Below are 14093 nucleotides of genomic sequence, written 5' to 3'. Positions count from 1 at the left end.
ACTCTCGACTCCGATGATAGATAAGTTTTTTTCAAAAATTCCTTTTGAAATATTATTTAATATTCATTAATAGACTTTTGCGCCAGCTGATCAAGTGTCATATCATCCATTGGTGGGTTATGTAAGCCTGCGCGTACATCTCGGTAATAGCGTTGAAGCGGACTTTTTGCAGAAAGACTGCGGGCTCCGACGATGCGCATTGCCATATCTACCACTTCAATGGCAGTATTCGTAGCTACTAACTTAACAGCACTTAATTCTGGCAGCATATGGGATTGTTGCTCTTTATTTGCTTCATCCCATTTTTTACTTACAGAATATAGAAAGTGTTTAGCCGTTTGCATTTTTAACTCTATGTCTCCTATTTTAGATCTTACACTCGGAATATCGCTGATTGTTCCTTTAATACTATTTGGAGAATAGTTTTTCGCAAAAGTAACTGCTTCTTTTTGTGCAGCACCGGCGATTCCTAAATAACATGCCGGAATATGCAGAAGCCATGGATTGATTTTTTTTCGACTATCTAATTTTTCAACAAAATAACGAGCTGGAATTTCCACATTTTCAAAATAAACATCATTGCTTCCTGTTCCTCTTAAAGCAATGCTATCCCATGTGTTTTCAATACGAATGCCTCTGCACTCTTTAGGTATTAAGAAATTCCCTACATTATCTGTATCTTTTATGGATGCTGTTACAAGAAAATAATCTAAAACAGGAGACATTGTTGTAAAGGTTTTATGACCATTTATAACCCAATCCTCGCCCTTTTTTTCAGCGGTTGTATGAGGTTTTCCACCTCTAGTGGGACTACCAGTTTGCGGTTCTGTCGCAGCTCCATTTATTAAGGAGCCAGTTAATAATTTCTCATATATCTCTCTTAATGTATCTTTATTCCAATTTGCTTCTTGGATATTTCTTACGATTCCCATGTGCCAACCGATGGATAAAGCAGTAGACCCATCACCTTGGGCAATCACTTCTTGTAATCTTACCATTTCATATAAAGAAATTTCTTGACCGCCAAACTCTTTTGGTATGGTTAAACTTGTGTAACCTGATTCCTGTAATTCTTTAACATTATCAAAAGGAAAAGATGCACTTTCATCTATTTCCTTTGCTCTTTCTGAGAATCCCCTGCTCATTTCCTTAAGTTTATTTATTTTTTGTGCTAAATCTTTTTCCAAACTGAAAAATCCAGTCACTATAGCGCCATCTCCCTTTAACAAGATCATCTATATGGTATATCATAGCACTATTTCTATATACTGATAAGTAAAATGCCATTCCCTTTAAATAGGAAAGAACTATTTTCTGTTTATTAAATTTTGACGATTCTCCATTGCTGGCGGCTCTTCTGTATATCCTTTTTCAGCCATTAACTCCGCCCCTTGTACTCCATAATCATAAATCTTCGCAATAAGAGGAATAAAGGTTGCTGACAAATCTTTGCGCAAGCTAAAGGTCGTACCAATGGCATTGCTGCCAAGTCCAAAACTACAAAATAAACTTATACAATAAAGCATTAATTTATCGGAAAATGGAGCAATCGTAGAAAGCGTTGGACTACCAACCCACCCTAATGGAACTTGTATATCATCATCCGTTAATTTCTTTGAAAGTTTCGCAATTATTTTTTTGGAAAGTTCTTTACCTTGTGTAAAGAATTTTTTTAACTCAGGATCTTTTGTTACTTGAGCGAATCCAGTTATTAATTGTTGCCCAATACTATTGCTTTCAATTGATTGATAGAGAAAAGAAACCTCTACCGTATTTAAAACTCTTTTATCACCTAATATGTTTGTACCTTTCAAATATTCCGTACTAACAACCACTTCTACTTGTTCAGGCATTGCGACTTGAGGCGGGCGGCTTAAGGCTCCTTTATCTATTAGCAGTTCAGTACATTCTTCATAACAATGCTGGGTTGTAACAGATAAATCTTGGTATAAACGAATTATATCCTTTCGATAAGATCTTGCTAAATGTAAAGCGTGTAGTCCCATGCCTATTTCTGCGAGCATTCTTACGATTTGCAAGGCGAAAGTTGGCTGAAATAAAGGCGGTGCTTGTTTATTCACATCTTGGTCAGAAAACCCATGCGGAATAATAGCTCCTTCCGCTGTCAATATTGCTTCAATTTTCTTTATTTCTTTTGCTAACTTGGTGAGATGACTTTCATAGAAGTTCTTCTCTTTCTTGTCTTCATTAACAGCATGGAAATATTCAACAAATCGAAGAAACATTGTTTTTTCTTGATAAGTCATCCATAATGTTGCAAGCTCTGATGAGGTTAATATATCTTTTTTATTCATTATCTTTCCCTCCGTTTCCGTAATATTAGTATTTGAAAAGGATCAGAAATTATTAATTAACTTAATAAGTCGTAAAGCCTAGCATCCTTTGCAAACGATAAATAATATAGCGAAAAATGGGGAAGTTTTTTTGCCTATCAACTTCTTTTGTAAAATCAGCCTGCTCATTTTCCCATAATTTTTGGAAATACCTCTTTGTATCTCTCATAATTTTTTCTTTTTGTCTCGCGATAATTTTTATATCTGTCTCCAAATTAAAGTCATAAAGATTTCTTTGCGTAAGATTGGCTGAGCCGCTTATAATGGTGCTTTCTCTAGCTTTCAATCTTTCTATATATAAGAGTTTCGGGTGAAATTGCTCTTTTCCTGCGTTATACCATTTAATGTGAATGTTGTTTGCGGCTTTTGCTTTTCTTAGTTCAGCTACAACGGGGATATTGGGTAAGCCTGTTTTTTTATTGCCAAATGCATTTTGATTTGGGTCTAATATTATATATATCTTTACATCTCTTTTGGCAGCTGCCTTTATTTCCTTGATTACTTTTTGATCTGCTAAATAGAGCATGCCAATCCAAATAACTTCACTTTTTTGGGTATTTTTAATTTCTTGTAGTATATGCTTACCAATTTTTCCTTCTGTTAATAATTGAATTTTCACATTAGTATTTTTTGTTTCAGCTTGTTCTTTTATTCTCGGCAAATCAATCGGTTCACTTAATCTTGCTGCACTCTCCTCACTTTTCAGCAATTCGTTAAGGATATTCCCATGCAATTTAAAGGCAACATTTGAATGATAACCGCTTGCATTATGAATATTACCACTCGAGATAATTGCTGTATTTTCAGTAATCATAACTTTACGATGATTTGCTTTTATGTTTAGTAACTCTAAATAGGATATAGCTGAAACTTTTGGAGCGCTTTTTGCAAGAAAATTTGGCAGATGTCCATCTCCTCTTGTTTTTACCCACTGTCCAAACATACGCCAAAAGCCAGAGTAAAGTGGATTAGAATCTCGCAAATCGTTCAGCTCAGTTTCAATCACTTTCACTCCGTTTTCTTTTAATTCTTTAAATTCTTCTGAAGGATACGAATCGTACACAGTATTAATTTTATCCGTTATAAAAATAATATTTATCATTGGGTTTTCTTGCTTTTTCTTAATTAACGCTTCTGTAAATTTTTCTACTATCTTTGGATATTGTTGGTCTTCATTTGTATCATTATTAAATAAAAACATATCAATTATGATAAATTCATTTGCCTTCTCTACTTCCTTTAGCATAGAATTAATTATTTCATGTTGAACCATTCTGTTTTTTTTATTGTTTTTGTAGGTTATATCTATTAATAGTTCAACATCCTTTACCTGATGAATAACACCTTCTATAGACAACCCTTTAGGCAGTGGCTTTTTCAAATGATGATAAATGGTACCACTATAAAACATGATAAAAATAATAAATAGAAGAAAGAATATTCGTTTCATCTCTTCCCCTCTTCTCACCAAATTTCAGCTTGTATTCCTTTAGTTTTTACCTTTAATGGCAAGATATATAGATTATTTTTTTGAAAAAATGATGAGTTTTAGCAATTACATGGTACAATATAAAGGCAAATAGTATACATACGTGAAGGAGAATACGAAATTGATTATTGGACTTTTAATTATACTCGCTTATTTAATTGGATCTATTCCTTCTGGACTAATAATAGGCAAATCCTTTTACAATATAGATATACGAGAACATGGCAGTGGAAATTTAGGTGGTACAAATACATTTCGCGTTCTTGGAAAAAAAGCAGGCTTTGCTGTTACAATCTCCGATATACTGAAAGGAACGATTGCAACAGTCCTTCCACTGTTGGTCACACTTATTTGGAATGTGGAAATGGATATAAATCCACTTATAATTGGAGTATTTGCTGTTATTGGCCATATGTATCCCATTTTCGCAGGTTTTAAGGGAGGGAAAGCAGTTGCTACTTCAGCAGGAATTCTTCTTGGACACGAACCTATCTTATTCCTGATTATTGTTGCGGTCTTTTTTATTTCCCTCTATTTATCAAAATATGTTTCGCTGTCCTCTATGGTTGCTGGTTTGGCAGGTTTAATATATTCCTTTATTCTATGGGAAGATAAATTACTCATTATCATCTTGGCGATTCTTACTATTTTTGTTGTCTATAGACATCGAGCGAATATTAAAAGAATTATTAATAAAACAGAGCCAAAAGTAAACTGGTTATAAGAAAAAAAGACCGATTATGGTCTTTTTTTCTTGGTCGAATATTTATTTGACATAAAATGATTTATTTCGTCATACCTTTTACTATAATTGTTAAAGGAGCGAATGCAAAATGACCTTACCAACTACATCTTTTCATGAACCTGAGGCAACTTTTCAATGTTTTATCAATAAATGGAAGCGTGTGGAGGCAAAGCTGCAAGAACAATCAGCAACCATGGAAGCACTAACTGATAGTTTGCAATCACTGTCCCTTTCCACCACTTACAGTGAAAATATCGCTAAAATGGTTACTAGTATTACACATGAAGTGCGTAATCCATTAACTACTGTAAGTGGCTTCCTTCAATTAATAAAGCAAACAAATAATGTCGAACTTATTCACCAGTACACTGCTATCGCTCTGGGAGAATTAGCACGAGCAAATGAGCTAATCACAAACTTTTTAACACTTTCGAAAACACAAGGAGACGATATTACTCCATTATCTATAAACGAATTACTCCTAAATTTAATACCTATTTTTAAATGTGAAGCTAATTTAAAAGACATAAATCTAATAACGAAATTTTCTAGAGATGAACTTTTATGTAAAGGCAATAAACACCATTTCACACAGGTGTTTGTTAATATAGTCAAAAATGCTTTTGAAGCTACAGAAGCAAATCTTTCATCTATTCCAAAAGAAATAGCAATTGTCACAAGAAAACAAAAAAATCAATTAGTTATTGAGATTAAAGACAATGGCTGCGGAATACCGAAAGCACAATTAAACAACTTATTTACACCACTGCAAACAACTAAAAAAAACGGAACAGGCATGGGACTATATGTATGTAAACAACTAATTGAGAAATATGATGGAAAGATGAAAGTCTGGAGTTTACAGGACAAAGGTACAACTATGAGTATCTGTTTTCCGTTGTATATTTCTTAAAGAAAATATGAAACAAAAAAGTTACTGTTAGCCTATTTTATGTAAAAATTCCCTATTTTCCTTACAAACTAATATTTTTTTGGTATGCTATTAATTGTAAAGAAACAAATAAAATTTAGATTAGTAAAGAGGCTAGTTATGCAGAAAAAAACATATCTACTATTCGTTTTCTTCCTTCTTCTTTTTGGTATAATCGGCATAATACTTATAAATACAATTGACAACTCCTCTTCTACCTATAAAGAAGTACGTTCTAATTCAGGGAGAGACAAAGAAAATTTAGCAAAAGAAGAATCCAGCGAAATAACATTAGCTGCTATCGGCGATATTTTAATCCATGATCGTGTCTACAATGACGCACGAGAAGGAAATCGGTTTAATTTTGATAAAATGCTAGATAATATAGCAAGTGAATTAAAAAAACCTGATTTGCTAATAGCAAATCAAGAAACAATTGTTGCCGGAGAATCGATTGGTTTATCCGGATATCCTGCTTTCAATAGCCCTCATGATATTGCCGATAGTTTAAAAAAAGCAGGCATCGATATTGTCACAACGGCTAATAATCATGCCCTCGATCGTGGAGTTGATGCACAAAAGCTCTCCCTTGATTATTTAAATCAAATTGGTCTCCCTCATGTTGGAACCTACTTGTCTAAGGATGATCAAGATAAAGTCGTTGTCTTAGAGAAAAAGGGCATTAAAGTTGCTTATTTAGCCTATACTTATGGGTTAAATGGAATCCCTATTCCTGAAGGAAAAGAGTATATTGTAAATCTCTTGGATAAAAAAAGAATGAGCAATGAAATCCAAAAAGCAAAAAAAGAAGCAGATGTTGTCGTGATGATGATTCATTGGGGAAACGAATATCAACGGTTCCCATCTAATGAGCAAAAAGAATTGGCACAATTTTTTGTAGATGAAGGTGTGCATATTATATTCGGCAGTCATCCACATGTTTTGCAGCCAATCGAGTGGGTAAAAGGTCATAATGGACATAAAGGATTAGTAGTCTATTCATTAGGAAACTTTTTATCTGGTCAGGACGAAGAGTATCGGGATATTGGTGGAATGGTAACTGTTACAGTCAAGAAAAAGCAATTAGGAAAGCAGACATCTATTACGATGGAAGCACCTTCTTTCTATCCCACTTTTGTTTCTAGTAAGGCTGAAAAAGATTATAAAATGTATCCATTGCAAGATTCACAGCATGCAATCAATAAATACAGTCCTTCTATTTATAAAGAAATCATGGAGCATATGCAAAAAGAGGGACAAGCAGACTAAAATAAAACTTGCAGCTCTTTACAAACATTTTAAAATAATCTTAAATTCAAATATTAGATAATTCTCGTCCATTCCTTTATAATGAACATATAATTAGAATAGAATTAAAATGCTTCCAATGGTCGAAGCAAAATTCATAAGAGGTGTTAATATGAAAATTGTAATTAGTGATAAAGCAGCTGAATGGTATAAAGATGAAATGATGTTAAAAGACGGTGACTATGTACGCTTCTTTGCACGTTATGGTGGATGCAGTACTGTTCAGCAAGGATTTTCATTAGGAATCTCTAATGAGCAGCCGGTTAACATTGGAGTAGAAACAGAAAAAGATGGTATCCATTACTATATCGAAGAAAAGGATTTGTGGTATTTTGATGATTATGATCTATTTGCAGATTTCAATGAAGTTGCAAATGAACCAGAATACCGTCATGCTCATTAAGCACTATTATTGTTTAGTGGTACGAATGTTAAAAAACAGTGAGATACATCTAGTGTCTCACTGTTTTTTTATAATAACATTTTTTCTAGCTTTATCTCGATCAAGTGTAAAAAAAGTTACCTTCCAATACCTAATCTCTATTGTAAAGGTTGGTCAATCCCTTCCTCTTTTAAAATCTTCTTTTGAGTATCGCCTAATAGGTCAAAATGGGAATAGCCGTCATGACGATAATGTATCCATTCCTCTTTTAAGCCATATTTCTTTCCCCAGGTTTTTAATTTCTCTAGATCCGCACAGCCAACTTTCGTAACAGTCTTACAGTCTGGAAAACGATCATCCAGCCAATAATGAGTTAAAAAAGCAATTTCTCCATTATCAATTTTTCTTTTCCATTCTCTTAGTTCGCTTTTCTTCAAACCAAAGGCCATATCGGCAACTCCCTTTTGCTATCCTTACTTGTCAGAAGGTTGCTTTTTAATTTCTTCATATTTATTAAACCATTCTGGAAACATCTTTTTAAACGATTTAGGACGAAATGTTTCTTTTGAAACGATAATATGCGTAGTAGTTCCCTCTACGCAAACTTCTTCGTCCTGATTAATTATCTGATATCCATAAACTGTTTTTATGCCATCGTTTGTTTCTACCCAGGTTTTCACCTTTGCCTGATCTCCATAGCGTAATGGCTTTTTATATTGGGCATACACATCATAAACAGGTGCAAAATACCCCTTGTTCTCCATTTCTAAATAGCTATACCCAAGATCTTCAATTAAACCTGTTCTTCCTCGTTCAAAAAATTTAAGATAATTCGCATGATAAATAACCCCCATCATATCGGTATCAGCATAATACAATTCAATATCCCTAGAACTCACATATACCACGGTTTCTAGCACTTCCTTTTCTCAACTTTTTATAAAATAATCACCATTTTATCACTCTGTGATAACGTTAAATTTCTTAACTGCATCAGATATGGCAATTGATGCATTATATGACCATAGGTTCTTAAAAAGATTTTTATTGTCCAACATTATATATAAGCTGTTTAATTTAATAACTCTTTCACCTAGTCTCATAAATTCATCAACTAAATTACTTATAATAGAGACTTACACTTTCTCTTTTTTATTTATTCAACAAATTCTTTTAATACAGTCATAATATTACTCATTTTATGTATGTAAATATGGTATCAACTAGAATTTAATTTTTCATTAGAAAGCATCTTAAGTAGTCCAATTCCCTGGTTATTACTGCTTCAAAACAGAAAAGACCAACGAATATTATCCATAATACTACATCTTTTAAATAAATCCAATCGCAATATAGTAAATAAAAGGTCAGGGCTATTATCACCCTAACCTTTATAAAGGAAATTGTCATATCTAATTCATTCACACAGATTGTAGTTTGAAGGAAGATATAACATAGCCTTAATTAAACAATCGGGGAATTTGCTCATCTAATTCAGGAAGATGGATATAGAAGGAAGACAAGCAATAGCCCAATTTTAACTTATAAATATTGTGACACAATTACATCCTGGTCAAAAGGAGTAACACCTTGATTTATAGAAAATACAATATCTGCCTCTTCTATATTATCACATTTTTCCCCTCTTGCCTTAATATTCAATTCTATTAACTCATAAAGATTAGGTTTAATTAAAGTAGTCATTGCTTTACCCATTAATACCATACCTATTTTATTACCTTCCACATTATTGTAATAATCAGGATTGTTTCTAAGTGCTATATCTGTCCATATCACTTTGTTTTCATGAAGATCGATTATCATAGGTATACTTACTCTAGCTTCAGAAGTTACATCCATTCTGTTCTCGACTGTTTTAGGTTCGTAAATTTCTCCAGAATTGGGATTTTCCCTGCTCATCCATCCCATAAAACATTCGGGTAACTCACTAAAAGTTTGACCTGTAAAGGATTGGATTGAAAGCACTATATATCTTCCTCCAAATTTTCTAACAGATTCAATTTCTAAATCGATAAATTCACTTGCTCCATGAGGAGCTGAAGTAATATCACCACTATGAAAAGCTTTATACTTTGATGATCTCAGATTTGTATAGGACACATGCTCTAAGTAATCCCAATTATCATCATACATTACTGCAGACAAATCTATATCGGCTCTATCCAAATTATTTTCTTTCCAATAAATAAAGGAGCGAATAGTACTGGTTGAATCGCTTATATCTAATTTTGAACCTCTTACTACTGATTTAAGTGACTTACTTGCTGAACGTTGCGAAAAAGGCACAAGATAATTTTTTAATGATTCATCTAGATAAACCTTACCAAGATAGTCCCTTTTCTTATATTCATTTACTAAACTATTTTCGCAGATTTGTACTATGCTATTGCATATATTCTCCTCAATCTCAGGAAGGTTATTATCAATGACAAATAATTTAGCAACATTACCTTTAGGGAAAAATGTTCTTTTCTCTTTTTGATTATTTCTATTTTTAAAGTGCTCCCTAACTTGCAATAGCACTGTAGTTTCAACACTATCCGCCACATTTTTAAATTCATTTAGTATTACATTTGGGTTAGTATGCAATCTTATTAAATGATCTAATTTACGTGCGAATTCCCCTGGTCTTTTCACTAATAAAGATAATGCTTGATCCATTCTATTATTTTCTAGCGCATTAGTTAACACACCATTAAAAGTTTGAATTGGTTGATTATTTCTCAGCTTAGTAAAAGCCTCTTTTACTTTTTCATATCTTTTAAATTCTGTAGGATGTAATCTTTCACCTAATCTAATCCATCTATTCTTATATCGTTTCATATCCTCTTCAATATTAGAACAATTTTCTAATAAGGACATTAATAAACGTCTTTCCTTACGTTTGAAACTTTTAAACTTTGTATTAGTTGCTAAACTAATATCGCCTTCTGACATAGCAACGGCAATTCTTAATACATCAGTAGCTGTCTTTACATAATCAAATAATACAGAAGTATTTATGTTATTATGCAGTAACAATATAGATAACAAAGCTACATTTTCTTTTGAAGGTATTTCTTTAGGTAAGATATTGTTAACTTTGTCAGGATATTCATTGAAAAACCAACTTAAATCCTCTTTATCAGTTTCAGAAATAGAAGTTTTAGAAGATAATAGATTTATAAAAATACTTTCAAATTCTTCCTCGGTACCCGTCTCTATTACTTTCTTGGTTGTTATATCATATAATGGTAATCTCTCTTCTTTGTTATAATTAGGAAGTAATGATCCAAAAGACCAGTAATGAAAAATAGCATTAATGAATAATTCTGAGGCATCTGCATCCATTACTTGGTGGGGAAAATTAGGATACATTGGATTGTATTGTTTGTTTGCTCCTACTAACTCTTTTAAATTTTTAACTAAAGCAATGTAGAAACTATTTAATTGACTTATGGAATATGTATATAGGATTTCAATAATATCATTTGATAATGTAAATCCCAAATTATCAATGTTTAATAATATTGTCGCAATGTATTTTTTCTGTGGAGTTTTTTCATTACCTTTATTCAATAGTAATTTGTTTTTTCTTCTTAGGTAAACATCATTTATAACCATTTAATCACTCCAATTGAAAGTATTCCCTAAACCATACTTCATTTTCACTCTGTTTCTATCGTACTATATCCATAATTTTCTTGCAGGCTTTGTAGATTTGTATTTGTTTTACTTTTTGTTGTAAATTCTATAAAAAGTACCAACATATAATAAAATTTAGCAAGTGTCGTATTATGGAGCAAATATATACCTTTAAACTCATCAAGTTCGATTTTAATTCTGTTTCTTTTAAGTCTATGGCTAAGGAGTTCTAGGGTGAGGATGAGTATTCCTTATGTTTTTTTCCTAATAATGCAAGTGCTAATATAAGTTATTTATTTTTTCTCTTTCAGCCTCAGTTTTTTTATACTTATAGGCAACAAATTCTTGCGCACGATTTCCAATGTTTAGTATATCGTTTATTTTTCTTTATTCACTTTCAAAAATACCACTCTTCTAACCTCACCCTCCTACACTTACAGCTAGGTCTCTTCTGGCAACTAAAATTGAATCATTAAACAAATGATGTATATTTTTTACCCCTTGTTGTCACGGTGATTATCTTGGATTGACTATAATCACCGCAATTTGTTAATTACAAGAATAATTCAGGATAAGTTAGGAAAAATCAGCAAGTTAAAAAACAAATAAAAAACTCCAATAAATCCCTATATATCAAGGTTTATGCTCTAATACAACATTTGAAGCTGACTTTTTTAGCAATTGTTTAACGAGCACCTTATCATATCGATATCAACATAATCCATTTCAATATCTCTTATTGAGAAAAAGTAATTGTCCATCTGTATTCGTCACCAGCTATTCGTCGATTCTCCTTTTCTCTTTTAGGACACTTTCGATATCCTCAGCAGTTATTATAGAAACATCTGCATCTATTTCTTGTTCTAATTGCTCAGATAGTCGTAAAGCCTGTAATTGAACTGCTTCATCGATTAAATTAGTTGCAAATCGTCCATTTCCATCCGTAGATACAGTCGGCAGCATATTTTGCAGTAATTGGATTGCATCTGTTGATAATAAATAATCGTATTTATCCGCATATAACTTCATGATTTCAACCAATTCTGCTGCAGAATAATCTTCAAAATGGATAAATTTTTTAAACCTTGAAGTTAATCCTGGATTGCTTTGTAATAGAGTATTGGTTTCATTCGGATATCCTGCAAGAATAACAACTAAATTCTCATTATGCTTTGTCATTTCCATGACTAATGTATCAACAACCTCTTTCCCAAAATCCTGACTACCATTTCCTAACAATGAATATGCTTCATCGATAAATAGCACCCCGCCAAGGGCTTCTCTTATTTTTTTTCTTGTCTTAATAGCTGATTGGCCAACATAGCCGGCGACAAAATCTGCCCTGCTTGTAACAACTAAGTGACCTCTTTTTAATATTCCGCAATCCTTAAGAAACTGGGCGTATAGTTTAGCTACAGTAGTTTTTCCGGTACCTGGATTTCCCGTAAAGACAGCATGCAGTTGAATAGGCAGATTCTTTTTGGCTTTAGTCTGTCTCAATTGCTGCACCTTAACTAGCGCAATAATTTTTTTTATTTCATCTTTCACTTTTGCTAAACCAATCAATTCATTAAGCTCTTTTGCAGGATCAAGTTGTTTGTCATCTTCTTCACAAACAAAATCAGCCTCTTGCAATAGAGTATATTTAAATATTTCTTGTTCGTTTGCTTTGCGAGAACCTTTGCTAAATATTGCATCCAGCACAATATTGCGAACAGCTCGAGCATTTCCGAAGCTCTCATCTACTTGTTCTCTCTCAAGCCTTTTTAGCAATGCTTTTTTTCCGTCCTCAGTCATGACATAGTCATTCGCTGAAGCAATTCTTTCTCCTATCACCAATAATTCCGTTGGTGTATAATCTGGCAAATGAATCATATTAGAAGCAGGAAAGCGACTTCTTAAACCATGGTTTCCGTCTAAAAATTGACGCATTTCTTCAGGATATCCTGCTAAAATGACAGCAAATTTACCACCAAATTCTGAACCTGTCATTAAAGATACAAGAGTATCTATTGCCGTTTGACCATAATCATTTCCAGACTGTCCTTCTCTTTTTAGGCTATAGGCTTCATCGATAAATAAGACACCGCCAACCGCTTGTTTTACCACAGAACGGACATTTTCCTCTGTTTGTCCCATAAAGCCGCCGATTAATTGAGACCGATCTGTTTCCACAACTTCAGCGCTTGGCAATACGCCCAATTCATGATAAATCTTTGCCATCAATCTTGCCAAAGTAGTTTTCCCAGTACCTGGATTTCCTGTAAATATCATATTTAAGCTTAATTCATCTTGAATATTATAGCCTAGCTTTTTCCGAGACTTTTGATAATGTAAAAATTGATAAAAATCATAAACTCTTTTTTTTACAGCATCCAATCCTACCATTTGCTCTAGTTCCTCTAAAGAGGAAAGAGACTTATTATCTTCCTCTACATCTTCTACAAAAAGGCTTGTCCATTCATCCTTTAATTCAGTCAATTCTTCAATTAATTCTTTTACACTCTCATAATAAATCGATGTGTGAAACACGCCGCTAATAGACTCTTCATATTCTTCTGCTGATTTTAATAACTGAGACGTTTTCTCCATTACCTTTTGTAATAATTCTTCAATTGCTTCATATTTTGCAACAGCATCCCTATTTTCATATAGGGATGCATTTTTCTTCTGATTTTGCAGATGGGTAGCTTCCTCATCCATCTGTTCTAAAAACGAGCGGCAATTATTAATATATTGCTCAGCAATTTTTCGTTTGGCGGTCCGATTATCCGTTTCGCGAATATTAGGAAAAACCAGTGAATCCAGTAAGCCGCTGAAATTTTTCCAATCGAATTGGGAAAGGTATTTTAGAGCTGTTTTATTCTCTTCATCCAGCTCAATCGCTTTATTCAACCAGGCAACCGCTATCGTATCTTCTTTATCGGTGTACATTCTTGATAAAGCAGCAATCGTTAATAACTGAGAGATTTCTTTTCCATTCTCACCCTCAGTTAATTTTTGTATTTCATCTAAAATCTTCTTTTCATCTTGCACAAATCCATGTTCTTCAAATTCCTTTTCTATCAGAAAAATTTCTGGATATTTTCTATTTGTAATTATTTTCTCGTTATTCAATATATTCACATCTCTTAATAAATTTAATTCCTTATTAATACTAACATATTCCTTCTTTTTCGTTAATGATTATGTACTTTTCACACTGTGAATATCTGATAACCATAATATATGCAGGATGC

General features: G+C 32.9%; 11 protein-coding genes. 4 read left to right on the top strand and 7 right to left on the bottom strand.

Annotation, left to right across the window (positions count from 1 at the left end):
• Nucleotides 1-56 precede the first annotated feature (56 nt).
• From NST77_RS08060 to NST77_RS08050, 3 genes are all read right to left on the bottom strand, one after another.
• Nucleotides 57-1235 (bottom strand): acyl-CoA dehydrogenase family protein, encoded by a 1179-nt coding sequence (locus NST77_RS08060; protein WP_163186904.1) that lies wholly within the window; start codon nucleotides 1233-1235, stop codon nucleotides 57-59.
• A gap of 72 nt (nucleotides 1236-1307) precedes the next feature.
• Entirely contained in the window at nucleotides 1308-2315 is a 1008-nt protein-coding gene (locus NST77_RS08055) for a DUF3231 family protein (RefSeq protein ID WP_095328724.1), read from the bottom strand.
• Nucleotides 2316-2376: 61 nt separating this feature from the next.
• Complete coding sequence (locus tag NST77_RS08050; RefSeq protein WP_163186906.1) at nucleotides 2377-3804, bottom strand: phospholipase D-like domain-containing protein; 1428 nt, start codon at nucleotides 3802-3804, stop codon at nucleotides 2377-2379.
• Between the two features lie 160 nt (nucleotides 3805-3964).
• On the opposite strand from NST77_RS08050, the gene plsY reads away from it, so the two are divergent.
• The 4 genes from plsY (at nucleotide 3965) to NST77_RS08030 (ending at nucleotide 7230) form a co-directional block, all read left to right on the top strand.
• Nucleotides 3965-4567, top strand: a complete 603-nt coding sequence (plsY, locus tag NST77_RS08045; protein WP_095328722.1) for a glycerol-3-phosphate 1-O-acyltransferase PlsY — start codon at nucleotides 3965-3967, stop codon at nucleotides 4565-4567.
• 109 nt (nucleotides 4568-4676) lie between these two features.
• A complete protein-coding gene (locus NST77_RS08040; protein ID WP_163186908.1) occupies nucleotides 4677-5501 on the top strand; it encodes a sensor histidine kinase in 825 nt (274 codons plus the stop codon).
• Between the two features lie 138 nt (nucleotides 5502-5639).
• On the top strand, nucleotides 5640-6788 hold the full coding sequence (locus tag NST77_RS08035) for a CapA family protein (RefSeq protein ID WP_163186910.1): 1149 nt from the start codon (nucleotides 5640-5642) through the stop codon (nucleotides 6786-6788).
• A 151-nt stretch (nucleotides 6789-6939) separates the two neighbouring features.
• Entirely contained in the window at nucleotides 6940-7230 is a 291-nt protein-coding gene (locus tag NST77_RS08030) for a HesB/YadR/YfhF family protein (RefSeq protein WP_163186912.1), read from the top strand.
• A gap of 137 nt (nucleotides 7231-7367) precedes the next feature.
• On the opposite strand, the gene NST77_RS08025 is transcribed toward NST77_RS08030, so the two are convergent.
• From NST77_RS08025 to NST77_RS08010, 4 genes are all read right to left on the bottom strand, one after another.
• On the bottom strand, nucleotides 7368-7658 hold the full coding sequence (locus NST77_RS08025) for a hypothetical protein (protein ID WP_172859561.1): 291 nt from the start codon (nucleotides 7656-7658) through the stop codon (nucleotides 7368-7370).
• A gap of 24 nt (nucleotides 7659-7682) precedes the next feature.
• Entirely contained in the window at nucleotides 7683-8117 is a 435-nt protein-coding gene (locus NST77_RS08020) for an acyl-CoA thioesterase (protein WP_341123737.1), read from the bottom strand.
• 634 nt (nucleotides 8118-8751) lie between these two features.
• The gene (locus NST77_RS08015) at nucleotides 8752-10833 is read right to left on the bottom strand and encodes a TerD family protein (protein WP_163187263.1); all 2082 of its coding nucleotides are present in this window, start codon (nucleotides 10831-10833) and stop codon (nucleotides 8752-8754) included.
• A gap of 798 nt (nucleotides 10834-11631) precedes the next feature.
• On the bottom strand, nucleotides 11632-13971 hold the full coding sequence (locus NST77_RS08010) for an AAA family ATPase (RefSeq protein WP_341122882.1): 2340 nt from the start codon (nucleotides 13969-13971) through the stop codon (nucleotides 11632-11634).
• Nucleotides 13972-14093: the final 122 nt, after the last annotated feature.

The organism is Niallia sp. FSL W8-0177, assembly GCF_038006285.1.
Classification (GTDB): domain Bacteria; phylum Bacillota; class Bacilli; order Bacillales; family Cytobacillaceae; genus Niallia; species Niallia circulans_A.
This window is presented reverse-complemented; position numbering and strand designations above follow the sequence as displayed.

Bases quoted from the DNA above. Each gene is read 5' to 3' on its own strand.
- NST77_RS08060 (WP_163186904.1), bottom strand. From the start codon at position 1,235: ATGATCTTGTTAAAGGGAGATGGCGCTATAGTGACTGGATTTTTCAGT.
- NST77_RS08055 (WP_095328724.1), bottom strand. From the start codon at position 2,315: ATGAATAAAAAAGATATATTAACCTCATCAGAGCTTGCAACATTATGG.
- NST77_RS08050 (WP_163186906.1), bottom strand. From the start codon at position 3,804: ATGAAACGAATATTCTTTCTTCTATTTATTATTTTTATCATGTTTTAT.
- NST77_RS08040 (WP_163186908.1), top strand. From the start codon at position 4,677: ATGACCTTACCAACTACATCTTTTCATGAACCTGAGGCAACTTTTCAA.
- NST77_RS08035 (WP_163186910.1), top strand. From the start codon at position 5,640: ATGCAGAAAAAAACATATCTACTATTCGTTTTCTTCCTTCTTCTTTTT.
- NST77_RS08030 (WP_163186912.1), top strand. From the start codon at position 6,940: ATGAAAATTGTAATTAGTGATAAAGCAGCTGAATGGTATAAAGATGAA.
- NST77_RS08025 (WP_172859561.1), bottom strand. From the start codon at position 7,658: ATGGCCTTTGGTTTGAAGAAAAGCGAACTAAGAGAATGGAAAAGAAAA.
- NST77_RS08015 (WP_163187263.1), bottom strand. From the start codon at position 10,833: ATGGTTATAAATGATGTTTACCTAAGAAGAAAAAACAAATTACTATTG.